At 69.6% G+C, this 22,980-nt stretch carries 21 protein-coding genes; 14 read left to right on the top strand and 7 right to left on the bottom strand.

The window, feature by feature from the left end; translation table 11 throughout:
* Positions 1–4 precede the first annotated feature (4 nt).
* Both ACESMY_RS18660 and ACESMY_RS18655 read right to left on the bottom strand, forming a co-directional pair.
* The gene (locus ACESMY_RS18660; RefSeq protein WP_372786122.1) at positions 5–775 is read right to left on the bottom strand and encodes an enoyl-CoA hydratase; all 771 of its coding nucleotides are present in this window, start codon (positions 773–775) and stop codon (positions 5–7) included.
* Positions 776–824: 49 nt separating this feature from the next.
* Entirely contained in the window at positions 825–2,276 is a 1,452-nt protein-coding gene (locus tag ACESMY_RS18655) for a LytR/AlgR family response regulator transcription factor (protein WP_372786121.1), read from the bottom strand.
* Positions 2,277–2,388: 112 nt separating this feature from the next.
* On the opposite strand from ACESMY_RS18655, the gene ACESMY_RS18650 reads away from it, so the two are divergent.
* Positions 2,389–3,813, top strand: a complete 1,425-nt coding sequence (locus tag ACESMY_RS18650) for an alpha/beta fold hydrolase (protein WP_372786120.1) — start codon at positions 2,389–2,391, stop codon at positions 3,811–3,813.
* A 7-nt stretch (positions 3,814–3,820) separates the two neighbouring features.
* Here the strand turns inward: ACESMY_RS18650 and ACESMY_RS18645 are convergent, their stop codons facing one another.
* Positions 3,821–4,957, bottom strand: coding sequence for an AAA family ATPase (locus ACESMY_RS18645; RefSeq protein ID WP_372786119.1), 1,137 nt, complete (start codon positions 4,955–4,957; stop codon positions 3,821–3,823).
* Positions 4,958–5,075: 118 nt separating this feature from the next.
* Here ACESMY_RS18645 and eno point away from each other — a divergent pair, with 118 nt between their 5' ends.
* Entirely contained in the window at positions 5,076–6,353 is a 1,278-nt protein-coding gene (eno, locus tag ACESMY_RS18640; RefSeq protein WP_372786118.1) for a phosphopyruvate hydratase, read from the top strand.
* 17 nt (positions 6,354–6,370) lie between these two features.
* Positions 6,371–7,555: a tetratricopeptide repeat protein gene (locus ACESMY_RS18635; protein ID WP_372786117.1), complete on the top strand. Its 1,185-nt coding sequence runs from the start codon at positions 6,371–6,373 to the stop codon at positions 7,553–7,555.
* Here the strand turns inward: ACESMY_RS18635 and ACESMY_RS18630 are convergent.
* On the bottom strand, positions 7,552–8,802 hold the full coding sequence (locus ACESMY_RS18630) for a mannosyltransferase family protein (RefSeq protein WP_372786116.1): 1,251 nt from the start codon (positions 8,800–8,802) through the stop codon (positions 7,552–7,554). The two genes, ACESMY_RS18635 and ACESMY_RS18630, sit on opposite strands and share 4 nt — an antisense overlap.
* A gap of 125 nt (positions 8,803–8,927) precedes the next feature.
* On the opposite strand from ACESMY_RS18630, the gene ACESMY_RS18625 reads away from it, so the two are divergent.
* From ACESMY_RS18625 to lpdA, 8 genes are read left to right on the top strand one after another with little or no spacing between them, the layout of a single operon-like run.
* Positions 8,928–9,224 (top strand): septum formation initiator family protein, encoded by a 297-nt coding sequence (locus ACESMY_RS18625; protein ID WP_372786115.1) that lies wholly within the window; start codon positions 8,928–8,930, stop codon positions 9,222–9,224.
* A gap of 50 nt (positions 9,225–9,274) precedes the next feature.
* The gene (gene pdhA / locus ACESMY_RS18620; protein ID WP_372786114.1) at positions 9,275–10,336 is read left to right on the top strand and encodes a pyruvate dehydrogenase (acetyl-transferring) E1 component subunit alpha; all 1,062 of its coding nucleotides are present in this window, start codon (positions 9,275–9,277) and stop codon (positions 10,334–10,336) included.
* A complete protein-coding gene (locus ACESMY_RS18615) occupies positions 10,333–11,745 on the top strand; it encodes a pyruvate dehydrogenase complex E1 component subunit beta (RefSeq protein WP_372786113.1) in 1,413 nt (470 codons plus the stop codon). Before pdhA ends, ACESMY_RS18615 begins: the two co-directional genes overlap by 4 nt.
* Positions 11,742–12,149, top strand: a complete 408-nt coding sequence (locus ACESMY_RS18610) for a GFA family protein (RefSeq protein ID WP_372786112.1) — start codon at positions 11,742–11,744, stop codon at positions 12,147–12,149. The genes ACESMY_RS18615 and ACESMY_RS18610 overlap by 4 nt, the downstream gene beginning before the upstream one ends.
* Entirely contained in the window at positions 12,146–12,580 is a 435-nt protein-coding gene (locus ACESMY_RS18605; protein ID WP_372786111.1) for a GFA family protein, read from the top strand. Before ACESMY_RS18610 ends, ACESMY_RS18605 begins: the two co-directional genes overlap by 4 nt.
* Positions 12,581–12,583: 3 nt before the next feature.
* Entirely contained in the window at positions 12,584–13,918 is a 1,335-nt protein-coding gene (locus ACESMY_RS18600) for a pyruvate dehydrogenase complex dihydrolipoamide acetyltransferase (protein WP_372786110.1), read from the top strand.
* 11 nt (positions 13,919–13,929) lie between these two features.
* Positions 13,930–14,406: a glutathione peroxidase gene (locus tag ACESMY_RS18595; RefSeq protein WP_372786109.1), complete on the top strand. Its 477-nt coding sequence runs from the start codon at positions 13,930–13,932 to the stop codon at positions 14,404–14,406.
* Positions 14,406–15,812, top strand: a complete 1,407-nt coding sequence (lpdA, locus tag ACESMY_RS18590; RefSeq protein ID WP_372786108.1) for a dihydrolipoyl dehydrogenase — start codon at positions 14,406–14,408, stop codon at positions 15,810–15,812. The genes ACESMY_RS18595 and lpdA overlap by 1 nt, the downstream gene beginning before the upstream one ends.
* 4 nt (positions 15,813–15,816) lie before the next feature.
* On the opposite strand, the gene ACESMY_RS18585 is transcribed toward lpdA, so the two are convergent.
* Positions 15,817–17,373, bottom strand: a complete 1,557-nt coding sequence (locus tag ACESMY_RS18585) for an AMP-binding protein (RefSeq protein ID WP_372786107.1) — start codon at positions 17,371–17,373, stop codon at positions 15,817–15,819.
* Positions 17,374–17,514: 141 nt separating this feature from the next.
* Here ACESMY_RS18585 and lipA point away from each other — a divergent pair, with 141 nt between their 5' ends.
* Complete coding sequence (lipA, locus tag ACESMY_RS18580; RefSeq protein ID WP_372786106.1) at positions 17,515–18,480, top strand: lipoyl synthase; 966 nt, start codon at positions 17,515–17,517, stop codon at positions 18,478–18,480.
* On the top strand, positions 18,477–18,941 hold the full coding sequence (locus ACESMY_RS18575; protein WP_372786134.1) for a type II toxin-antitoxin system RatA family toxin: 465 nt from the start codon (positions 18,477–18,479) through the stop codon (positions 18,939–18,941). Before lipA ends, ACESMY_RS18575 begins: the two co-directional genes overlap by 4 nt.
* Here ACESMY_RS18575 and ACESMY_RS18570 read toward each other — a convergent pair.
* The gene (locus ACESMY_RS18570) at positions 18,938–19,429 is read right to left on the bottom strand and encodes a CinA family protein (RefSeq protein WP_372786105.1); all 492 of its coding nucleotides are present in this window, start codon (positions 19,427–19,429) and stop codon (positions 18,938–18,940) included. The genes ACESMY_RS18575 and ACESMY_RS18570 overlap by 4 nt on opposite strands.
* A gap of 92 nt (positions 19,430–19,521) precedes the next feature.
* On the opposite strand from ACESMY_RS18570, the gene ACESMY_RS18565 reads away from it, so the two are divergent.
* Entirely contained in the window at positions 19,522–21,834 is a 2,313-nt protein-coding gene (locus ACESMY_RS18565) for a spermidine synthase (RefSeq protein WP_372786104.1), read from the top strand.
* On the opposite strand, the gene ACESMY_RS18560 is transcribed toward ACESMY_RS18565, so the two are convergent.
* Positions 21,831–22,976, bottom strand: coding sequence for a bifunctional 2-C-methyl-D-erythritol 4-phosphate cytidylyltransferase/2-C-methyl-D-erythritol 2,4-cyclodiphosphate synthase (locus ACESMY_RS18560; RefSeq protein ID WP_372786103.1), 1,146 nt, complete (start codon positions 22,974–22,976; stop codon positions 21,831–21,833). The genes ACESMY_RS18565 and ACESMY_RS18560 overlap by 4 nt on opposite strands.
* Between the last annotated feature and the right edge of the window lie 4 nt (positions 22,977–22,980).

Raw genomic sequence — 22,980 nt, 5'->3', positions numbered from 1 at the left:
GCGGCTACTGCGTCCGCCCGCGCGCCTGCACCGCCGCTCGCCGCGCCTCGACCATCTGCGGCGTCACCGCCGCGTTGTGGACGACCGAGCGGTCGTGTTCCAGCGCCAGGCCTTCGCCCATGGAGAGCGCATAGCCGTCGTCGATCATCGCCTTGTAGGTGACCAGCATCTCGGCCTCGATGGAGGCCATCTCGTGGGCGAGCTTCAGGGCCGCGGGCATCAACTCGGCGGGTTCGACCACGCGGTTCACCAGGCCCCAGTCGTAGGCCTGCTGGGCGAAGAGGAAATTGCCGGTCAGCGACAGCTCCTTGGCGCGATAGGGCCCGATGGCGCGGCTCAGCTTTTGCGAGAGGCCCCAGCCCGGCGTGATGCCGACCCGCGCGTGGGTGTCGGCGAAGCGGGCGTTGGTCGAGCAGATCAGCACGTCGCAGGCCAGAGCCACCTCGAAGCCGCCGGTGATCGCCACGCCGTTGATCGCGCCGACGATCGGCTTGGAGCAGGCCAGGACGGCCCGGGCCGGGTTCTCCGCCGGGTCGGTCGCATTGGCCGCGCCCATGCCCAGCGGGTCGGTGGAGAGCTCCTTCAGGTCCAGCCCGGCCGTGAACGCGCGCTCGCCCGCGCCGGTCAGCACCACGACCTTCACGGTCGGGTCGGCGTCCAGTTCGAGCATCGCCTGGCGCAGCGCCGCCCGCAGCGCCTTGGAGAGCGCGTTCATCGCCTCGGGACGATTGAGCGTGACGACGGCGACGGCGTCCTGGCGTTCGACGAGCAGCATGGGTGGTCCTTCCTTGCGGCTCCGGGATGGGCCGCGGACGCCGCGTCCGTCAAGCCATGGCGCGCAGAGGGACCGGCGGCGGATCGAGGGCGTCCCGCAGCGCCGGCAAACGCGACCGGCTGACCGGCAGGGCTGGGCCTTCGCTCATGTGGAGGCGCCAGCGCGCGCCGTCGCGCTCCAGCCGCTCGGCGTGGGCGAGATTGGCGATCACCGAGCGGTGGATGCGCACGAAACTGGGAGGAAGCTGGGTCTCCAGGCGTTCCAGCCGCGCGGAGTGCAAGAGGCTGCGGCCGCCGCTCAAGCGCAGTTCCGCATAGTCGTCGGCCCCCAGGATGGCGACAATGTCCTTGAGCGGCGTGAGTTCGACCCCACGCGCGGTCGTGACGGTCAGGCGGTCAGGCCGGCTGGCGGCGCGGGTGAGAGCGGCTTCGCGGTCGCGGTCCTCCCGGCCCAGCCGAACCACCTCGGCGACCAGTAGCGGCAAGGTGAGGGTGGCGGCCAGGACGAAGAACGACAGGTCGAGCAGCCAATAGGGCCAGGCGACGCCCGCGACAAAGAACACGACGAGGTAGGCGAAGATGCTCCGCGCGCCGGGGCGCTTCTCGCGGATGCCCACGGCAGCCGCAAGGCCGGCGAAGCCGACCCCGGTGAGCAAGGCTGCGCCGCTCTTCACGTCGAAGCCTTTCAACAGGTAGGTCGCCGGGATCGCGATCGCGGCGGCGGCGAGGAGGACGTTCCGCCGGCGCGGCAGGAAGCGCTGCGCCGCGAAAGCCGCCAGCAGCAGCGCGAAGATCGCCGACAGGGCCCAGATCGCGTTCACGCGCCAGACGTGGAACGGATAGGGGTAGTTGACGAGGCTTCGGTAGTTTTCGACGCCCGCCTGCAGCGCCGCCACGCCGGCCATCGCCGCCAGCGTCAGGCTCGAGCCCGTGCGGCGCATGGCGTAGACCGCGCCGAACCCGAAGAACGCCGCCAGCAGGGCGCCCGCGGCCGCGAAGGTGACGGCGATCTGCGGTGAGCGCGAGGGCTGGGGATAGCGCCCGATGCCGATGCCGCCGACCGGCTGATCGAAGCGCATGCCGACGTGGAAGGCTGACAGGCGGACGATCAGATCCCCGCCGGCCGGCCGCCATAGGGCCTGCGGAATCGGGAACTCAGCTTCGTAGCGGCCCGGCCGTTCGGCCGCGGCGGTCGGGCCGGGCGCGCCGTTTGCGCCGAGATGAACTCCGTTGAGCCAGACCTCCGAGGACGCCGCGCCAAAGATGTAGACGGCGGAGGGCGTCTGCTCGCGCGCCGTCTTCGCCCGCACCGGCGCACGCAGCCACAGCTCCCGGCCCTGGGGATCGATGACACCCTTGAGGGGGTGGCAATGGCTGAGCGTCGGAGCCGCCGATGTCGGGGCGCCATCGCAAATCTCCCAGACGCCGACCAGCGGGTCGGCGCTCGCCCATCTCGGCGAGAGGCCGAGCGCGACTATCGCCAGGAAGAGGCTCCGCCACATCGCGCCAGTCTAGGGCGCCGTTCGCCGAGCCGCTTGTCCGTTCGCCGACCGAGCGGCGCCATTGGCCGAACCGGGGCGGCGCCGGCGAGGGGGATCGGGCTGGTTGGCGGCCATGATGATTCATCGCCGCGCCCTGCTGGCCGCCGCCGGCCTCCTCGTTCCCGCCACCGCGTTCGCCCAGACCGCCGGCCCGATCAAGTTCCGCTCCTCCAAGGGCGTCGAGGTCGAGGCTGAGCGCGGGGTCTTCGAGGTTCCGGAGGATCGGCGGGACCCCGCATCCCGTCGTATCAAGCTGACCTATGTCCGGTTCGCCTCGACCGCGGCGAAGCCTGGACCGCCGATCATCTACCTGGCCGGCGGACCAGGCGGCACGGGTAGCGGGACCGCGGCCGGCGCCCGCTTCCCGATCTTCATGGCGTTGCGCGAGGTCTCCGATGTCATCGCCTTCGACCAGCGGGGGACCGGGCTCTCTAACCACATCCCGCCGCGCCCAAGGCAGGGCGGCCCACCGCCGCCGTTCACCCGCGACGGCTTGACCGCCTATTTCCGCGCCGAATTCGCCCGCGCCTGGACGGACTGGACAAGCGCCGGCGTCGCCATGCGCGGTTACAACACCAACGAGAGCGCCGACGACGTCGACGAGCTGCGCCGTCACCTGGGCGCCGAGCGCATGCACCTGTGGGGCATCAGCTACGGCTCGCACCTGGGCCTGGCGGTGCTGCGGCGTCACGGGGACAAGGTCGACCGCGTCGCTCTGGCCAGCCTCGAGGGTCAGGACCAGACGGTGAAGCGCCCGGCGCGGTGGGATGACTATCTGCGGCAGGTCGACCGGCTGATGGGCGCCGATCCCGCCGCCCGCGCCGCCGTGCCGGACCTTCTGGCGCTGATGCGGCGGGTGCACACTCGGATGGAGGCCGAGCCGGTGCGGACCTCGATGCGCCAGCGCACGGGCGGACCGATCGATGTCCAGATCGGCGGGTTCGCGGTGCAGATGCTGGCCGGGTCGCTGGCGGCCAATCCCGAGACCTTGGCGCTGCTGCCGGGTCTCTACCAGGCGCTCGACGCGGGCAAGACCGATGTGTTCGCCGCTTTCGCCGGACAGATGGACGGGCTGCTGGGCATAGCCGGCATGCCGGAAACGATGGACCTGGCTTCCGGAATCTCGCCGCGAAAGCTGGCCCTCATCGAACGCGAGGCGAAGAGCGCGGTGATCGGCGATGCGCTGAACTTCCCGATGCCGCATCTCCTGGGCGTGGTCCCCGGCGTCGACCTCGGCGAGGGCTTCCGCAGCCCGTTCAAGATTCCGAACCGCTCGCTGCTGGTCGCGGGCTCGCTCGACGGCCGCACGGTGCTGGCGGAGCAGGCCGAGGTGGCGGCCCAGTTCCGGAACAAGTCGCAGATTCTCGTCGAGAACGCCGGCCACAACGTCTTCGAGGCCCACCCGCAGGTGCAGGACCTGCTGCTGCGCTTCTTCCGCGGCGAAACGGTCCCGGACACCAAGCTCGCCCTTCCTCCCCCGAAGTTTCGGCTGACCTAGAGGGCGACTAGTCGTCCTCCTCGTCGTCATAGGCTCCGAACAGTTTCAGCCCATCGATCCAGGTGGCGCCGTCCTTCTTCAACACTCTGCGGATCTCGGCGCCGTCGCTGCGGCTCACCAGTTCCGCGAGGCGCTCGGAGTGGGTGACCAGCCACACCTGGGTCCGCTTGCCAGCGCGCACAATGAGATCAGCCAACGGCGCCATAAGGTCGGGATGCAGGCTGGATTCCGGTTCGTTCAGAGCGATGAAGGGCGGCAGGCGGTAGGCCATCAGCGCACCCGCCAGAGCGAGGAATCGCAGGGTGCCGTCGGAGAGCTCGGCCGGCGCGAAGACCCGCCGTGGGAACTCAGCGAAGCTCATGCCGAACGTCGCAGACTCGTCCGGCCGATCGATGACCAGCCGGGCGCCTGGAAAGGCGTTGGCGATAACCTCGTCGAGATCGGCCGTATCTCCGCGAATCTCCGATAGGGTCGCGAACACCGCCGCCAGATTAGCGCCATCCGAGGCCAGCGTCGGGCTTGCGACAGCGACACAGGGTCGCCGAATAGGCGAGGCGTCATCGGTGCGGAAGTCATGATAGAAGCGCCACTCCAGCAGGGTCCTGCGCACGGCGTCCATCGCCGGGTATTCGCTCGGGTCCTGCAGCCGTCCCATCACCGTTTCGGACGCCAGCAGGTCGATATCGACTTCCACGGGCCGCCCGTCTTCGCCTCGCGCCATGACCGACGCGCCTTGCCGGTCGACGAGGCGGACCGCACGTCCGCCCGCGATGGCGACGAGGACCTCGCTTTTTACGTGCGGCTCTCCCCTGAAGGCGCCGGCGGGCTGAGCCGGAAACCCGACTTCGATCTCGTAGCTGAACCGGGTCGCGCTGGAGGACCCCGCTAACGTGGCGGCGAACTTCATCCGCGCCGGGGAGCCCTGCCGCCGAGGTCCCGCCCAGAATGCCGACCTCAGCCCCTCTCGAGCCAGCACCAGTCCCAGCCGATTGGCCGCGGCCGCCTGCAGCAGCTCCAGACCTCGGTAGAGGTTGGTCTTGCCGACCCCGTTGGCGCCGACGAACACCTCCAGCCCGCCAACCGGATAGGTGATGGCTCGCAAGGAGCGATAGCCGGAGGTCGAGACTTCTCTAAGCGAGAGCATCGTCGGTCCGTTCTTGTGCGTGAACATAAAGAGAACAAGAAACGGCGAAGTCAACCGGCGTTGCCCCACGCCGTGAAGCTGGCTAAGCCTCCGGCGCGCCCGAAAGCCTGAGGACCCCATGACCGAGATCGTCGACATCACCGCCCGGGAGATCCTGGACAGCCGCGGCAACCCCACGGTGGAGGTCGACGTGATCCTCGAAGACGGATCCATGGGCCGCGCCGCCGTGCCTTCCGGCGCCTCGACGGGCGCTCACGAGGCGGTCGAGAAGCGCGATGGGGACAAGAAGCGCTACGGCGGCAAGGGCGTCCTGCAGGCGGTCGATGCGGTGAACGGCGAGATCTATGACGCGCTGGCCGGCTCTGACGCCGAAGACCAGCGCCGCGTCGACCGCATGCTGATCGAGCTCGACGGCACGCCGAACAAGGCCCGCCTGGGCGCCAATGCTATCCTGGGCGTCAGCCTGGCGACCGCCAAGGCGGCGGCGAGTTCGGCGGCCCTGCCGCTCTACAAGTACGTGGGCGGGGTCTCGGCCCGCGTCCTGCCGGTGCCGATGATGAACATCATCAACGGCGGGGCCCACGCCGACAATCCGATCGACATCCAGGAGTTCATGATCCTGCCGACCGGGGCGGCGACCTTCGCCGAAGCCCTGCGGATGGGCGCGGAGATCTTCCACGCCCTGAAGGGTCAGCTGCACGCCGCCGGCCACAACACCAATGTCGGCGACGAGGGCGGATTCGCCCCCAACATCGGCTCGGCCGAGCAGGCGCTGGCCTTCATCATGAAGGCGGGCGAGGGCGCCGGCTACAAGGCCGGCAAGGACTTCGTGCTCGGCCTCGACGCGGCCTCCAGCGAGTTCTTCAAGGGCGGCAAATATGTGATGGCCGGCGAGGGCAAGACCGTCGATCCGGCCGGCATGGTCGACTATCTGGCGGGCCTCGCCGACAAGTTCCCGATCGTCACCATCGAGGACGGCTGCGCGGAGGACGACCTGGAAGGCTGGAAGCTGCTCACCGAACGGCTGGGCGCCAAGTTGCAGCTGGTCGGCGACGACCTCTTCGTGACCAATTCCGAGCGCCTGGCGATGGGCATCGGCAGGGGCTTGGCCAATTCGATCCTGGTGAAGGTCAACCAGATCGGCACGCTGTCGGAGACGCTGGACGCCGTCGATCTGGCGCACCGCAACGCCTACACCGCGGTGATGAGCCACCGCTCCGGCGAGACCGAGGACTCGACCATCGCCGACCTCGCCGTGGCCACCAACTGCGGGCAGATCAAGACCGGCTCGCTCTCCCGTTCCGACCGTACGGCGAAGTACAACCAGCTCCTGCGGATCGAAGAGGAACTCGGCGACCAGGCGGTCTACGCCGGCCGGGCGACCCTGAAACACTGAGACCGTCGAGGAGCGCCATGCGCCTCACCAACGACAACATCCTGGCCGCCTTCCACGAGGCCGCGAGCCTGCAGGTGGCGGGCGACCTGACCGCGGCGGCGGACCTCTGGCGCCAGATCGTCGCGGCCGCGCCCACCAGCGCCGAAGCGTGGCGCAACTTCGCCGACGTCCTGACCCGCCTGGAGCAGTTCACCGACGCAGAGGCGGCCTATCGCCAGGCATTCACCCGGCGACCCGACGCGGCCTGGTCGCAGTGGGGGCTCGCGGGCTTCCTGCACAAGACCGGGCGCTGGCGTGAAGCCGAGCCGCTCTACGCCCAGGCGCTCGCCGCGACGCCGAACGATCCGCAGCTGCGGCTGGCCTACGCCCATCTGCTGCTGGGCCTCGGCGACTTTGACGCGGGCTGGCCGCTTTACGAGAGCCGCAAGGGCCTGGCCGGCCAGGGGGCCGACCCGCCGCCGATGCGTGACGAATGGATCGGCGAGCCGGTGGCCGGCCGGTCGTTCCTGATCTGGCCGGAGCAGGGGTTCGGCGATCAGATCCAGTTCGTCCGCTATGCGCTGGCCCTCCGGGACCAGGAGGCCAAGGTGGTCCTGGTCTGCCCGCCGGAACTGCATGCCCTGTTCTCCGAACTGCCGGTCAAGGTCGTGGCCGGGGCCGAGAGCCTGACGCTCGACGTGCCGGACTATTGGGCCATGACCTGTTCGATCCCCGGGCGCTTCGGCGTGACGCTCGACGACCTCAGCGGCGCGCCCTACCTGAAGGCGCCGGCCGATCGCCGGGCGAAGTGGGCGGGGCATGCGCCGCCGGGCGCGGTGGGCGTGGCCTGGCGCGGCCGCACCAGTCACCCCAACGACTCGCACCGCTCCCTGCCGACCGCCGAGGCCCTGCAGCCGCTCAGGGACGCCGGAGCCCATCTGGTCGACCTGACCGAGCCGGTCGGTGACTTCGCCGATCTCGCCGCGATCATCGAGCAGCTCGACCTCGTGGTGACCGTCGACACCGCCGTCGCCCATCTGGCCGGCGCGCTCGGCAAGCCTTGCTGGGTCATGTTGCCCTGGTTCCGCCAGGACTGGCGCTGGCTGCACGGCCGCGACGACAGCCCCTGGTACGACAGCGTGCGGCTGTTCCGGCAGACGGCGCCGGGTGACTGGGCGCCGGTCGTCTCCGAGATCGCCGCGGCCTTCGCCGCGCGCGCCTAGCCCGCCCAGAAGTCCAGGCTGAAGGCGAGGCCGAAGACCGCGAGGCCAAGGATGCTGGCGAGGCTCCAGAGCCGGTCGAAGGTCACGCTGCGCCCCCACCGCGCGGGCGCCAGGAAAAGCGCCGGGACGGCGATCACATAGCGCGGCAGGCCGAGCGCCGCGCCGCTGGTGAGCGCCACGGCCAGGATCGCCGCGCCGTAGAGCGCGACGGCCTTGTGGCTGCGCCAGAGGACCGCCGAACACACCGCGGCCGCCAGCACGGCGAGCCCTTCGACGGCGTAGTAGGCGCGCGCCTGGGCGTCGCCCTCCTGCATGAAGTCGATCAGGTCGGCGAAGGACTGGGCGGTGGCGCGCAACTGCAGCAGGCCGCGGCCGAAATAGTGAGCTTCGACATAGCCGAACCGCGCGCCCAGGATCGCGCGCCAGGCCAGGTAGGCGATGGCCGGCGCCGCGGCGAGCACCAATGTCACGGCCGAACCGCTCCGCAGCCGGCGCAGGCCGCCGTCCGCCAGCCAGGTCCAGACGAAGGGGATCAGGAGCAGGCCGCCGGTCGCCCGGGTCCAGGTGGCGAACGCCGCCAGCACCGCGGCCAGCACCCATTTCCGGCGCCCCATCATGGCGAGCGCGCCGAACGACAGGCCGACGAAGAGGCCCTCCGTATAGACCTGGGCCAGGAAGATCGAGGCCGGCCAGATCAGCAGGTAGAAGCCGGCCCGGATCGCGTCATCGGCCCGTTCGCCCGCGAGATCGGAGAGCGCCCACATGCCGGCGAGCGCGCCCGCCAGGGAGATCAGCACCCCGGCCAGAGTCGCGGCCGCCACCGGATCGAGACCGACCAGGCCGAGTGGCGCGGCGAGCGCCCGAATCGCGAAGGGGTAGGCCGGGAAGAAGGCGTAGTTGATCGAGGTCCAGGTTGGATGCTCGCGCTGAAGGCCGCCGACCGGCGCCTCGGCGGTCGAGGCCGGCGAGACCGCCCGCATCTGGGGGTCGTCGTATCCGTGCAGCGCGATCGACAGATAGTATTCCGAGTCCCAGGCCACGTGGGTGTTGAGGAAGGCGCCGGAGAGATAGGGGCGGCCCTTGAGGCGCCCGGGTCCCGTCTCGTCAGCGCTGAACGAGGTGGCGCGGTCGGGCCGCTCAAGCGGCAGCCGGGCCGGGGCGAAGGCCTGATAGGCCAGCATGATCACCGCCCAGCCCAGCCAGATCAGCGCGATCGTGCGAAAACTGCGCGGAAACCCGGTCGTCATCGCGCGCTCATTCGTCATGGGTCTCCCGTCTGGCCGGCGCTCCGGCGGATCGTCCGCCGAGGGACGTTAGCTGGCCCTTAACCACAACGCGCCGAGAAATCGTTCCTGCGCCTCAGGGAATCGCCGTGCTTGCTCGTCTCCGCTCCTATCTGCCGACCGCGGCCCTGGCCTTCCTGATCTTCTACTTCGGTTTCCACGCCTTCACGGGCGATCGCGGCATCCTGAGCTCCAACCAGCGGGACGAAACCCTGGTGGCCAAGACCCGCGAGCTCGTCCAGGTGCGCGCCGAGCGCCAGGATCTGGAGACCCGGGCCCGTCTGCTGCGCGACACCAGCCTATCGGCCGATCTCCTGGAGGAAAGGGCGCGCTCCCTGCTAGGCTTCGCCGATCCGAGGGACTATGTGATCCGGATGAAGCCTTAGCGCCCCTCGGGGGTTCTAGAGGACTTATCGGAAGTATCACGGAGAGACGCATGGCGCGTGAGCAGACCGGCGCGGCCGGTCGGCGGAAAGCCAACGGCGCCGCAACCTCAAAATCCGCCAAGGCGGATGGCGGCGGCAAAGACGAGTTGTTGAAGTACTATCGCGACATGCTGCTGATCCGCCGCTTCGAGGAGCGGGCGGGCCAGCTCTATGGCATGGGTCTGATCGGCGGCTTCTGCCACCTCTATATCGGACAGGAAGCCATCGCGGTCGGCGTCCAGGCAGCCCAGAAGCCTGGCGATCAGGTGATCACCGGCTATCGCGAGCATGGCCACATGCTGGCCTGCGGCATGGACCCGAAGGAGGTCATGGCCGAGCTCACGGGCCGCGCCTCGGGCTCGTCGCACGGCAAGGGCGGGTCGATGCACATGTTCTCCACCGAGGCCCATTTCTACGGCGGCCACGGCATCGTGGGCGCCCAGGTGAGCCTGGGGACGGGCCTCGCGCTCGCCAACCGCTATCGCAAGAACGGCCAGGTGGCCTTCACCTACTTCGGCGACGGCGCCGCCAACCAGGGCCAGGTCTACGAGAGCTTCAACATGGCCGAGCTCTGGAGCCTGCCGGTCGTCTATGTGATCGAGAACAACCAGTACGCCATGGGCACCGCCGTCGACCGTTCGTCGGCCGAGACCCACCTCTACAAGCGCGGCGCCTCGTTCCGCATTCCCGGCGAGGAAGTCGACGGCATGGACGTGCTGGCGGTGAAGGCCGCCGCCGAGAAGGCCGCCGAGCACGCCCGGTCCGGCAAGGGGCCCTACATCCTGGAGATGAAGACCTACCGCTACCGCGGCCACTCGATGAGCGACCCGGCCAAGTACCGCACCCGCGACGAGGTCGACGAGATCCGCAAGACGCGCGACCCCATCGACCACGCCGAGGAGCTGCTGGAGAAGGCTGGATTCGCCGACGAGGCCGCGCTGAAGGCCATCGACGCGGAGGTGAAGCGCATCGTCGCCGACGCCGCCGAGTTCGCCCGGACCAGTCCCGAGCCCGATCCCAAGGAGCTCTACACCGACGTCTACACCGACGCCCCGGTAGGAGCGCCCGCATGACCGACGTCCTGATGCCGGCGCTCTCGCCCACCATGGAGGAGGGCACCCTCGCCAAGTGGCACGTGAAGGTCGGCGACACGGTGAAGTCCGGCGACGTGATCGCCGAGATCGAGACCGACAAGGCGACCATGGAGGTCGAAGCCGTCGACGAGGGCACGGTCGAAGCGCTCCTGGTGCCGGAGGGCGCCGAGGAGGTTAAGGTCAACACCCCCATCGCCCGGCTCTCCGGCGAGGCCGGTGCGGCACCGCCCCCGCCGCAACCCTCTGCTCCCAAAGCAGATGCGCCGCAGTCTCGCGCGGAAGCCTCCGGCGATCCGGAGCGCAAGGCGCCGGAAGCCGACGCCAAGCCGCGGCCGGAAGGCGAGGGGACGGCCCCCGTCGCCCCCGCCCAGCCGCTGAAGGACCCGGAGCTGCCGGAAGGCGTCAAGCTGGTGAAGGTCACGGTCCGCGATGCGCTGCGCGACGCCATGGCCGAGGAGATGCGCCGCGACAAGGACGTCTTCCTGATGGGCGAGGAAGTCGCCCAGTACCAGGGCGCCTACAAGGTCTCCCGCGACCTCCTGCAGGAGTTCGGCGACCAGCGGGTGATCGACACCCCGATCACCGAATACGGCTTCACCGGCCTGGGGGTCGGCGCGGCGATGGCCGGACTGAAGCCGATCGTCGAGTTCATGACCTTCAACTTCGCCATGCAGGCCATTGATCATATTATCAATTCGGCGGCCAAGACGCTCTATATGTCCGGCGGCCAGATCAAGACCTCGATCGTCTTCCGCGGGCCCAACGGCGCGGCCGCCCGGGTCGGCGCCCAGCATAGCCAGGACTATGCCGCCTGGTACGGCCACGTGCCGGGCCTGAAGGTCATCGCCCCCTACGACGCGGCCGACGCCAAGGGCCTGCTCAAGGCCGCCATCCGCGACCCCAACCCCGTGGTCTTCCTCGAAAACGAGATGATCTACGGCCAGGAGTTCGACGTCCCTGAGGGCGTCGACTGGGTGGTGCCGATCGGCAAGGCCAAGGTCCGCCGGCAGGGAACCGACGTCACCCTGGTCTCCTATTCCCGCATGGTCGGCTTCTGCCTGCAGGCCGCCGAGAAGCTGGCGGAGGAGGGGATCTCGGCCGAGGTCGTGGATCTGCGCACCATCCGCCCGATGGACATCGAGACCGTCGTCGAAAGCGTCAAGAAGACCAATCGCCTGGTCACCGTCGAGGAAGGCTGGGGTCCGATGGGCGTCGGCGCCGAAGTCGCGGCCCGGGTGGTGGAACTCGCCTTCGATTACCTCGACGCCCCGCCGGCCCGGGTCCACCAGGAGGACGTGCCCTTGCCCTACGCCGCCAACCTCGAGGCGCTCTCCCTGCCGTCCTTGGACAAGATCGTGAAGGCGGCCAAGGCGGTGAGCTACAAATGAGCCCGACGCCCTTCACCTGGCATGCCGGCGGCTGCCACTGCGGCGGGGTCCGGTTCGAGGTGGCCCTGCCGGCCGTCGTCGAGGCGCAGAGCTGCAACTGCTCGATGTGCGCCAAGACCGGCTTCGTGCACATTATCGTGCCGGAGAGCCGTTTCCGCCTCACCAAGGGCGCCGAGCGGCTGGCCGAATACACCTTCAATACCCGCGTGGCGAAGCACCTGTTTTGCGCCGAATGCGGCATCAAGGGCTTCTATCGGCCGCGGTCCAACCCCGACGGCTGGAGCGTCAACGCGCGCTGCCTGGACTCCACCGACGGCTTCGACCTGCGGATCGAGGCTTTCGACGGCCAGAACTGGGAAGCCAACGCCTCGGAGCTGGCGCACCTTTCCAGGGAGCCGGCATGACCGAACTGGCCGGCCACTGCCATTGCGGGGCGATCCGCGTGGAGCTGACCACGGCGCTCGCGGTCGAGGACCTGCCGCTGCGCGCCTGCCAGTGCGGCTTCTGCCGCCGGCATGGGGCCCTGACCACCAGCGATCCCGAAGGCTGGCTGCATATCGAGGCCGCGCCGGGGGCCGCCAACCGCTACCGGTTCGGCCTGGGCATCACCGACTTCCTGCTCTGCGCCGAATGCGGGGTCTATGTCGCGGCGACCATGGAGACCGAGGGGCGCCTGACCGCGGTCCTGAACGTGCCCGGGGTCAACCTGCCGGGCTTCGAGGGCCGCGCGCCCAGTCCGATGATCTATGATGACGAGACGCCGGACGAGCGCGTGGCGCGGCGCGCCGGCCGCTGGATGCCCGCGGTCTTTGTCGAAACAAGCCCGAGCGCCTGACGCATGCCCATCGACATCCTCATGCCCGCCCTGTCGCCCACCATGGAGGAGGGCACGCTCGCCAAGTGGCACGTGAAAAAGGGCGACCAGGTGAAGTCCGGCGACGTGATCGCCGAGATCGAGACCGACAAGGCCACCATGGAGGTGGAAGCCGTCGACGAGGGCACCATCGAGGAGTTGCTGGTGCCGGAAGGCGCCGAGAACGTGAAGGTCAACGCCCCGATCGCCCGCCTGTCCGGCGACAGCGCCGGCGGCTCCGCGCCGCCTCCGCCCAAGGCCGACGCCGCGCCAGAGGCTCCGAAGGCCGAAACTGCGCCTGCGCCTGCGCCTGCGCCCGCACCCCAGCCGGCCGCGGCGCCGCCGGCCCAACCCGCCGCGCCTGCGCCCGTCGCCAAGGCCGCGGACGGCCAACGCATCTTCGCCTCGCCGCTCGCCCGGCGCATCGCCGAGCAGAAGGGCCTGGACCTCGCGAGCCTGAAGGGCTCCGGCCCGCACGGCCGCATCGTCAAGGCGGACGTCGAAGGCGCCCAGCCCGGCCAGGCCAAGGCTCCGGGCGCAGCGCCCGCCGCTCAGCCCACGGCGCCGGGCCAGGCCCCGCCCGCCGCGCCGCGCCAGGTCCAGTCGCTGGAACAGCAGGGCATTCCGGCCGGCAGCTACGACCTCATCCCGCTGGACGGCATGAAGAAGACCGTCGCCCGGCGGATGACCGAGAGCGCGCGCGACGTGCCGCACTTCCCGCTGACCATCGACCTGGAGATCGACGCCCTGCTGGCGGCGCGCGCCAAGATCAACGCGCTCTTGGAAAAGTCCGGCGGCAAGGTCAGCGTCAACGACATGGTGATCAAGGCCGCTGCGGTGGCCCTGATGCAGGTGAAGGAGGCCAACGCCTCCTACACGCCCGAGGGCATCGCCATGCACCACCACGCCGACATCGCCCTGGCGGTGGCGGTGCCCGGTGGCTTGATCACGCCGATCATCCGCATGGCCGAGACCAAGGGCCTCGCCCAGATCGCGGCAGAGGCCAAGGACCTGGCTGAGCGCGCCCGGACCAAGAAGCTGAAGCCCGAGGAGTTCCAGGGCGGCACCTTCTCGATCTCCAACCTCGGCATGTTCGGGATCAAGTCGTTCTCCTCGATCATCAACGAGCCGCAGGGCGCGATCCTCTCGGTGGGGACCGGCGAGAAGCGGCCCGTGGTGCGCGGCAATGAGCTCGCCATCGCCACCGTGATGACCGTCACGCTCACCTGCGATCACCGGGTGGTCGACGGGGCCACCGGCGCGCGCTGGCTCGCCGCCTTCAAGCCGCTGATCGAAGACCCGATCACCATGATCGTCTGAGGACCGGCGGCATGGGCATCTACGACTTCAGCGCCGAGACGATCGATGGAAAGCCGGCCCCGCTCGCCGACTGGCGCGACAAGGTGGTGCTGATCGTCAACACGGCCAGCAAGTGCGGCTTCACCCGCCAGTACGAGGGGCTGGAAGCGCTCTACCGCAAGTACCGCGACCGCGGCTTCGTGGTGCTGGGTTTCCCGTGCAACCAGTTCGGCCACCAGGAGCCGGGCGACGAGGCCGAGATCGCCAGCTTCTGCAGCCTGACCTACGAGGTCGACTTCCCGATGATGCGCAAGATCGAGGTCAACGGGCCGACCGCGCACCCGCTCTACGCCTATCTCAAGAAGGCCAGGCGGGGCCTGCTGGGCACCGAAGGCGTGAAATGGAACTTCACCAAGTTCCTGATCGACCGGAAGGGCGAGGTCGTGGGCCGCTTCGCCCCCGGATTCGAACCCAAGGCGCTGGAAGGCGAGATCGAGGCGCTGCTCTGATGGCCGACACCTTCGACCTGATCATCATCGGTTCCGGGCCCGGGGGCTACGTCACCGCCATCCGCGCCGCCCAGCTCGGGATGAAGGTGGCCATCGTCGAGCGCGAGCTCCTGGGCGGCATCTGCCTCAACTGGGGCTGCATCCCGACCAAGGCGCTGCTGAAATCCGGCGAGGTCTACGAACAGCTCGACCACCTGGCCGACTACGGCCTGTCGGTGGAGAAACGCGGCTTCGATTTCAGCAAGGTCGTGGAGCGCTCGCGCAAGGTAGCCGCCCAGCTCAACGCCGGCGTCGCCTTCCTGATGAAGAAGCACAAGGTCGAGGTGATCGAGGGGACCGCGAAGCTGGCCAAGGGGCAGGCGGCGCCGAGCGTCGTCGTAGCCCTGAAGGCCGGCGGCTCGCGCACCATCACAGCCAAGTCGGTGATCCTGGCCACCGGTGCTCGGGCCCGCACCATCCCCGCCGTCGGGCTGGAGCCGGACGGCGAGCAGGTCTGGACCTACCGCGAGGCCCTCGTTCCGAAGACTGTTCCGAAAACCCTGATCGTCATCGGCTCGGGCGCCATCGGCATAGAATTCGCGAGCTTCTACCGAGCCTTGGGCTCGGATGTTACGGTGATCGAGGCCCTCCCGCGCATCCTGCCGGTCGAGGACGAAGAGGTCTCGAAGGCCGCTCACAAGGCCTTCGAGAAGCGCGGCTTGAAATTCCGTGTTCCGGCCAACGTCAAGAAGCTGACCAGGTCCAAGTCCGGCGTCGCGGTCGAGATCGAGGCCGGCGGCAAGACCGAGACCCTGGACGCCGACGTCGCCATCGTCGCGGTCGGCATCGTCGGCAACGTCGAGGACCTGGGGCTCGAAGCGCTGGGCGTGAAGGTCGAGCGCACCCACATCGTCACCGACGGTCACGGCGCCACCAACGTCGCCGGCCTCTACGCCATCGGCGATGTCGCGGGGCCGCCCTGGCTGGCCCACAAGGCGAGCCACGAGGGCGTCCATTGCGTCGAGCACATCGCGGGCCTGAAACCCACCAACATCGAAAGCCCGATCCCGGGCTGCACCTATTCCACCCCGCAGATCGCCTCGGTGGGCCTCACCGAGGCGCAGGCGAAAGAACAGGGCCGCGAGCCCAAGGTCGGCCGCTTCCCGTTCCGGGTGAACGGCAAGGCCATCGCCTCCGGGGAACTCGACGGCTTCGTGAAGACCGTTTTCGACGGCAAGACCGGCGCGCTGATCGGCGCCCACATGATCGGCGCCGAGGTCACCGAGATGATCCAGGGCTTCACGCTCGCCATGACGCTGGAAGCCACCGAGGCCGAACTCCACGCCACTGTCTTCCCGCACCCGACCATGAGCGAGGCCATGCACGAGGCCTCGCTCGACGCCTACGGCATGGTGCTGCACATCTGAAGCGTCACGCCGCCCGGCGCAGCTCCGCGTCGACGATGCGCTGCAGGGCCACGTAGTCGGTCTTGCCGGTGCCCAGCACAGGGATTTCCTGGACCCGGATGATCTTGCGCGGCACCGCGATCTCCGGCGCGCCGATCGACTGGGCGTGGGCGATCAGCGGGGCGGTGTCGGCGTCTCTACGGTCGGTGACCAGGATCAGCCGCTCACCCTTCTTGGGGTCGGGCAGGGAGATCACCGCATGGCGGCTGTCGGACCAGACTGCCGAGGCCAGGTCTTCGGCGGCGGTCAGCGAGACCATCTCGCCGGCGATCTTGGCGAAGCGTTTCACCCGGCCCTTGATCTTCACCCAGCCGTCCTCGGTGATCGAAACCACGTCGCCGGTGTCGTGCCAGCCGTCGACAAGCGGCTCCAGGCCGCCGCCGGGGGCGAGATAGCCCGCCATGACGTTGGGCCCGCGCACATAGAGCTTGCCGCCGCCGGGGATGCCTTCCACCGGCTCCAGCCGCGTCTCCATGCCGGGCAGCAGACCGCCCACCGTGCCGCGGCGGTTGTCGGTCGGCTTGTTCACCGCGATCACCGGGGCGGCCTCGGTCGCGCCATAGCCCTCCAGCACCGGCACCGGGCCGAACCGCTCGGCGATCAGGTTGTGGGTCTCCTCGCGCACCTTCTCCGCGCCGCAGACGATGAACTTCAGGCCCGAGAGCTCGTCCGGCTCGGCCGAGCGCGCGTACTGGTTCACGAAGGTGTCGGTGGCCAGCAGGATCGAGGCGCCGGTGTCCTTCACCAGCGGCGGGATCTGCTTGATGTGCAGCGGCGACGGGTACTGGAAGGCCTTCATCCCGGTCAGGATCGGCAGCAGCGCTCCACCGGTCAGGCCGAAGCAGTGGAAGGTCGGCAGCGGGTTGAACATCACCCAGGCCGGGTCGAGGTCGATGTGGGCCGCGATCTGACGCACGTTGGCGACCAGGTTCTCCTGGCTAAGCATCACCCCGCGCGGCGCGCCGAAGCTGCCGGAGGTGAAGAGGATCACCCCGGGATCCGACGGCTTGCTGGGGTTGCGGAACTGCTTGGGAAACGCGCCCGCCGCGGCGGCGAACAGCTTGTCGGCGACGCCCAGGCTTTCGCGCACGTCCTCGAGGTAGGTGATGGTGGTGAGCGTCTCGAGCGCGTCCACCAGGTCGTGCAGCTTGCCCTGTTCGACGAACCGGTGGGAGGTCAGCACCCGCCGCACACCGGCCAGCTCGCAGGCGGCCTTCAGGTTGCGGATGCCGGCGGTGAAGTTGAGCATGGTCGGCACCCGGCCGAAGGCGTGCAGGGCGAAGAAGGTGACCACGGCGGCCGAACTCGCCGGCAGCATCACGCCCACGCGCTCGCCAGGCCTGGTCATGGCCGCGATCTTGCGCCCGAGCGCGAAGGCCGCGCGGATCAGGTCGGTGTAGCTCAAGGGATTGCGTTCCTGGTCCTCCAGGATCGGCTTCTTGGCGCCGTAGGTCTGGCGCGCCTCCACCAGGGCGTCGAACAGGGTCGTCTTCGCCTGGCTGGCGTCAAAGAAACGCGACAAACCCACCACCTCCCGCTTGTTATCGTTGGGGCAAGCCTATCCGCCGCCTGCGCGGATGAAAAGAATGGTTACGGAGCGTGAGCAGGCGGGAGCGGCCATTCGCGACTTGATCCGGAGGCCCCGACCGCCGATCTAGGGCTCATGGCCGTGGTCATCGACAACCTCTCGGGCGCGATCCGCCCGCGTCACCCGGAAAAGCAGGCGAACCCGGAGACGCCGCTCCTGCGCAAGCCCGACTGGCTGCGCGTGCGCGCGCCGGGCTCGGCCGGCTACAACGCCACCCGCGACATCGTGAAGGCCCACGGCCTGGTCACCGTCTGCGAGGAGGCGGCCTGCCCGAACATCGGCGAGTGCTGGTCGAAGAGCCACGCGACCATGATGATCATGGGCGAGGTCTGCACCCGGGCCTGCGCCTTCTGCAACGTCGCCACCGGCAAGCCCCAGGCGCTCGACCCGACCGAGCCGGCGCGGGTGGGCGACGCCGTGGCCAAGATGGGCTTGAAGCACGTGGTCATCACCTCGGTGGACCGCGACGACCTCAGCGACGGCGGGGCAGGGCACTTCGCGGCCGTCGTGCGCGCCATCCGCGCCGCCGCGCCCGGCACGACCGTCGAGATCCTCACCCCGGACTTCCTGCGCAAGCCCGTCGAAGCGGCCTTCGAGGTGATCGATTCCAAGCCCGACGTCTTCAACCACAACCTGGAGACCGTGCCGCGGCTGTACCTGTCGATTCGCCCCGGCGCGCGCTACTACCACTCGCTGCGCCTGCTCGAGCGGGTGAAGGAACGCGACCCCGAGCAGTTCACCAAGTCCGGCGTCATGGTCGGTCTCGGCGAGACCAAGGAAGAGGTCATGCAGGTGATGGACGACATGCGCTCGGCGGGCGTCGACTTCATCACCATCGGCCAGTACCTGCAGCCGACCCGCAGGCACGCCCCGATCGACCGCTTCGTCCATCCCGACGAGTTCCACGCCTACGAAGAGATCGCCCGCGCCAAGGGCTTCCTGATGGTGGCCGCGAGCCCGCTCACCCGTTCGTCGCACCACGCCGGCGAGGACTTCGCGCGCCTGCAGGCCGCCCGGACCGCGCGGGACACCGCGGCCTGAAACACCACGTCTCAAAACGCCTGCCCTACACGCCGGACCAATTGTTCGCGCTGGTGGGCGACGTCATGGCCTATCCGGATTTCGTGCCCTGGATCACCGCCATGCGCACCTGGAATGCGCGCTCGCTGGAGGACGGCGTGGAGACCTTGGACGCCGAGGCGGGCGTCGGCTTCTCGTTCCTGAGGGAACGGTTCTCGACCCGCGTGCGCCGCGACGCGCAGAACCGCCAGATCGACGTCAACCTGCTCTCAGGTCCGTTCCGCCGCCTCGCCAACCGCTGGCAGTTCTTCGCGGCGGAGGAGGGCGGGACCCGCGTCGAATTCGACATCGATTTCCAGTTCAAGTCCCGCCTGCTGGAGGCCCTGCTCAGCGCCAACTTCGCCCACGCGGTCGACCGGCTGATGACCTGTTTCGAGGACCGGGCGAGGGCGCTCTACGGCGCGACCCCGCCGGCGGCCTAGGTCATCCGCTCGCGCAGCATCTCCAGCGCCGACTGCACGGCGGCGAGCTGGATGCCGATGCGGTCCTCGACCTCGAAGAATTCCAGGCGGTGCGAGAGGCCGTGGTTGGTCCGGGCGGTGGCGATGTGGACCGTGCCCACCGGCTTCATCGGCGTGCCGCCGCCGGGCCCCGCGACCCCGGTGATCGCCACCGAAATATGGGCGTTGGAGTTCTCCAGCGCGCCCTCGGCCATCATCCGCGCCACGGGCTCCGAAACTGAGCCCAGATCGGCGATCAGGTCGCCGGGCACGCCCAGGAGCTCCTGCTTGGCGCGGTTGGAATAGGTCACGAAGCCGCGCTCGAAGACGTCCGAGGCGCCGGCCACCTGGCAGATCGCGCCCGCCACCAGCCCGCCGGTGCAGCTCTCGGCAGTGACGATCCGCAGCGACCGCTCCCGGGCCTCGTCGACAAGCAGGCGGGCCAGGGTCACGATCTCAAGCGAAAACATCGGCAGGCCTCTTAACGGCTCGGAAGGTGGCTGGACCAGAGCATCGGACAGACAGTCCATTCAAGGCGATTCGCGCCTACGGTTCCGCATCCATGACGACGCTCGCTCCAGATGCTTCGAACCCCGGCGCTGTACGCGGCCGTCCGCCCGCCGCGCTCTTCGCGCTCACCGTTTTCGCGAGCGCCGCCCTGGTGTTCCTGGTCGAGCCGATGGTGGCCAAGCTGGTGCTGCCGAGGCTGGGCGGCAGCCCATCGGTCTGGAACACCAGCCTGGCGTTCTTCCAGGCGGCGCTGTTGGCCGGCTACGGCTACGCCCACGCCCTGCAGCGGCTGCGCTCGCTCCGCGCCCAGGCGCTGACCCACGGCGCGGCCCTGCTGCTCGCCGCGGTCGCCCTGCCGCTGCGGATCAACGAGCTGGTCGGACCGCCGTCCTCCAATCATCCGACGCTCTGGCTTTTGGGCGTGCTGGCGGTCTCCATCGGCGCGCCCTTCGCCGTGCTCTCGGCGACGGCGCCGCTGGTGCAGGCCTGGCATGCGCGGACCTTCGGGGAAGGCGAGGAGAGCGAGCCCTATGTGCTCTACGCGGCCAGCAACCTCGGCAGCCTGCTGGCCCTGCTCGCCTATCCGCTGATCGTCGAGCCGGGGTTCACCCTGCACGCCCAGCGCTTCGGCTGGAGCGGCGGCTATTTCGCCTTCATCCTGCTGATGGCCGGCCTGGCGCTCAGCGTCATCCGCGCCGGCGACGGCCGCGCCCAGGCCGCCCCGCACGCCGCCGCCGTCGCTCCGATCTCCTGGGGCGACCGGCTCATCTGGGTCGGGCTCGCGGCCATTCCGTCGAGCCTGATGCTGGGGGTCACCACCTACATCACCACAGACGTCGCCTCGGCGCCCTTCCTGTGGGTGCTGCCGCTGGCGCTCTACCTCCTGACCTTCATCATCGCCTTCCAGGCCAGGCCGATCATCTCGCGTGACCTGACGCTGATCCTGCAGGCCGCCGCGCTCGCCGCCTGCGTGGCGATCCTGCCCTTCACCAACGCCTCCTTCGCCCTGCAGCTTCCGGTCCACCTGATCGCCTTCTTCCTGACGGCGTTGATGTGCCACCAAGCCCTGGTGGCCCGCCGGCCGGACCCTGCGCGGCTGACCGAGTTCTATTTCTGGATGTCGCTGGGCGGCGTCGTCGGCGGCTCGTTCAACGCCTTCCTCGCCCCGGTGATCTTCGATAACGTCTGGGAATATCCCCTGGTCCTGGTGCTCTCCTGCTTCGCCCGGCCGTGGGGCGACTGGAAGATCGACCGCATCACCTGGGCGATGCTGATCCTCGGCGTGCTGGGCGGTCTCGCGACCCCGGTCCTCAACACCTTCGTGGCCCCGCACACCTTCGCCCGGCCGTTCGTCGCCGGCTTCACCCAGATCGAGGCCTTCGGGATGGCCGTCCGGGTCGCGATCGGCGTCGCGGTGATCTGCGCCTTCATGGTCCGCAGCCGCGCGCTCTTCTTCTTCGCCCTGATCGCGGTGCTCTCGATGGGCGCCGACGCCGCAGCCAACCGCAGCGACACCACCAGGAGCTGGCGCAGCTTCTTCGGGGTGCTGCATCAGTCGGAGACCCAGGTCCCGGCGCTCGGCGGGCCGGTGCGGATGCTGGCCCACGGCACAACGCTTCACGGGGCCCAGGCGCTGACCGCGCCCTGGAACTGCAATCCGCTGGTCTACTATGCGCAATCGAGCCCCATCGGGCAGGTGTTCCTGGCCCAGGAGCGCGAGAAGGCGGCCTTGCGGATCGGCGCGGTCGGCCTCGGGACGGGCTCGGTCTCGGCCTATGTCCGGCCGGGCGACCGGCTGACCTTCTTCGAGATAGACCCGCTGGTGATCAAGCTCTCCAGCGACCCGAGCCACTTCAGCTACACCACCCGCTGCGCCAAGGCGCCGGTGGCCTACGTGCTGGGCGACGCGCGCCTGACGCTGGCCCGGCAACCGAGGGACATCTTCGACGTCCTCTTGATCGACGCCTTTTCGTCGGACGCCGTGCCGACCCACCTGCTGACGGTGCAAGCCGTGCAGGGCTACCTGACCCACCTCAAGCCTGACGGCGTGCTGATCCTGCACCTCTCCAACCGCAATCTGGAGCTCAACGGCCCGGCGCAGGCGGTGGCCAGGGCGGCCGGCGGCGTCGCGCTGATCCAGCACTATCGCCCGGGCCCGAAGCAGGACCTGGGCGGCTGGCCCTCGCCGGAGGACGCGGTGATTGTCGCCCGGTCGCCGGCCGGCCTCGCCCGTTTCGCCCACGACCCACGCTGGCAGGCCACCGATCCCAACAGGGTCGCGCCCTGGACCGACGACTACACCAACCTCTTCGGCGCGCTCTGGCGCTCGCTGAAGCAGAAGTTCGATCCCGACGCGAAGCGCTAGGCCGGCGTCTCCACGCTGACCACCGCCTGGGCCATCAGGCCTTCCTCGCGGCCGGTGAAGCCCATGCCCTCGGTGGTGGTGGCCTTGACGCTGACCCGCTCGATCGGCAGGCCCAGCAGCTCGGCGATGCGCGCGCGCATGGCCTCGCGGTGCGGCCCGATCTTCGGCCGCTCGCAGACCAGCGTCAGGTCGGCGCTGAGGAGTCGGGCGCCCTTGGCCTGGGCCAGCCCGACCGCATGGACGAGGAAACGGTCGGACGAAGCGTCCTTCCACTGCGGGTCTGACGGCGGGAAGTGCTGGCCGATATCGCCCTCGGCGATGGCGCCCAGCAGCGCGTCGGTGAGCGCGTGCAAGCCGGCGTCGGCGTCGGAGTGTCCGATAAGACCATGATCATGGGCGATCCGGACACCGCCCAGTATCACCGCGTCCCCCGGCCCGAAGCGATGGGCGTCGAGGCCGAAGCCGGTCCGCACGATCCGCTGGCCGCCCGCCAGTTGCTCCGCCATCAGGAAGTCCTCCGGCCAGGTCAGCTTCATCAGCATGGGGTCGCCCGCGACCATCGCCACCCGGCCGCCGTCGCGTTCCACCACGCCGGCGTCATCGGTGGGCTCCTCGCCGGCCGGCCACCGCCCGTAGGCCGCGCCGAGGCGGCCGCGGCGGAAGGCCTGCGGGGTCTGGGCGCGCCACAGGCCCTCGCGGCTGACGGTTTCGGCGACCAGGCTCTCGCCGCGCTTCAAGGTGTCCGGGACGGGCAGGGCGGGCACCGCGCCGTCCGCCGTCTCCAGCGCCGCCAGCAGCCGCGCCACATGGCTCGCGGTCACGAAGGGCCGCGCGGCGTCGTGCACCAGAACCATCGCCTCGTCCGGGCAAGCCAGGGACGCGAGGCCCGCCTGCACGGACTGCGCCCGCGTCTGGCCGCCCGCCACGGCCCGCCAGCGTTCGAGACCTTGGAGCGCCTCGCCGGCCGCGGCCAGCCGCTCGGCCGCCACGACCACCACGACCTCGTCCGCCCCGGCCGCCAGCAGTCCCTCCACCGACCAGCGCACCAGCGGACGCGCGCCCAGCCGGCGCCAGGCCTTGGGCTCGCCCGGACCGGCCCGCAGGCCTTCGCCCGCCGCTACGACGATGGCTGAGAAACTCATGGGC

The organism is Phenylobacterium sp. (assembly GCF_041691455.1).
In the GTDB taxonomy this organism is placed as follows: domain Bacteria; phylum Pseudomonadota; class Alphaproteobacteria; order Caulobacterales; family Caulobacteraceae; genus Phenylobacterium.
This window is presented reverse-complemented; position numbering and strand designations above follow the sequence as displayed.

Bases quoted from the DNA above. Each gene is read 5' to 3' on its own strand.
- ACESMY_RS18595 (WP_372786109.1), top strand. From the start codon at position 13,930: ATGGGCATCTACGACTTCAGCGCCGAGACGATCGATGGAAAGCCGGCC.
- ACESMY_RS18605 (WP_372786111.1), top strand. From the start codon at position 12,146: ATGACCGAACTGGCCGGCCACTGCCATTGCGGGGCGATCCGCGTGGAG.
- eno (WP_372786118.1), top strand. From the start codon at position 5,076: ATGACCGAGATCGTCGACATCACCGCCCGGGAGATCCTGGACAGCCGC.
- ACESMY_RS18610 (WP_372786112.1), top strand. From the start codon at position 11,742: ATGAGCCCGACGCCCTTCACCTGGCATGCCGGCGGCTGCCACTGCGGC.
- ACESMY_RS18565 (WP_372786104.1), top strand. From the start codon at position 19,522: ATGACGACGCTCGCTCCAGATGCTTCGAACCCCGGCGCTGTACGCGGC.
- lpdA (WP_372786108.1), top strand. From the start codon at position 14,406: ATGGCCGACACCTTCGACCTGATCATCATCGGTTCCGGGCCCGGGGGC.
- ACESMY_RS18560 (WP_372786103.1), bottom strand. From the start codon at position 22,976: ATGAGTTTCTCAGCCATCGTCGTAGCGGCGGGCGAAGGCCTGCGGGCC.
- ACESMY_RS18635 (WP_372786117.1), top strand. From the start codon at position 6,371: ATGCGCCTCACCAACGACAACATCCTGGCCGCCTTCCACGAGGCCGCG.
- ACESMY_RS18615 (WP_372786113.1), top strand. From the start codon at position 10,333: ATGACCGACGTCCTGATGCCGGCGCTCTCGCCCACCATGGAGGAGGGC.
- lipA (WP_372786106.1), top strand. From the start codon at position 17,515: ATGGCCGTGGTCATCGACAACCTCTCGGGCGCGATCCGCCCGCGTCAC.
- ACESMY_RS18660 (WP_372786122.1), bottom strand. From the start codon at position 775: ATGCTGCTCGTCGAACGCCAGGACGCCGTCGCCGTCGTCACGCTCAAT.
- pdhA (WP_372786114.1), top strand. From the start codon at position 9,275: ATGGCGCGTGAGCAGACCGGCGCGGCCGGTCGGCGGAAAGCCAACGGC.
- ACESMY_RS18600 (WP_372786110.1), top strand. From the start codon at position 12,584: ATGCCCATCGACATCCTCATGCCCGCCCTGTCGCCCACCATGGAGGAG.
- ACESMY_RS18570 (WP_372786105.1), bottom strand. From the start codon at position 19,429: ATGTTTTCGCTTGAGATCGTGACCCTGGCCCGCCTGCTTGTCGACGAG.
- ACESMY_RS18655 (WP_372786121.1), bottom strand. From the start codon at position 2,276: ATGTGGCGGAGCCTCTTCCTGGCGATAGTCGCGCTCGGCCTCTCGCCG.
- ACESMY_RS18645 (WP_372786119.1), bottom strand. From the start codon at position 4,957: ATGCTCTCGCTTAGAGAAGTCTCGACCTCCGGCTATCGCTCCTTGCGA.
- ACESMY_RS18650 (WP_372786120.1), top strand. From the start codon at position 2,389: ATGATGATTCATCGCCGCGCCCTGCTGGCCGCCGCCGGCCTCCTCGTT.
- ACESMY_RS18630 (WP_372786116.1), bottom strand. From the start codon at position 8,802: ATGACGACCGGGTTTCCGCGCAGTTTTCGCACGATCGCGCTGATCTGG.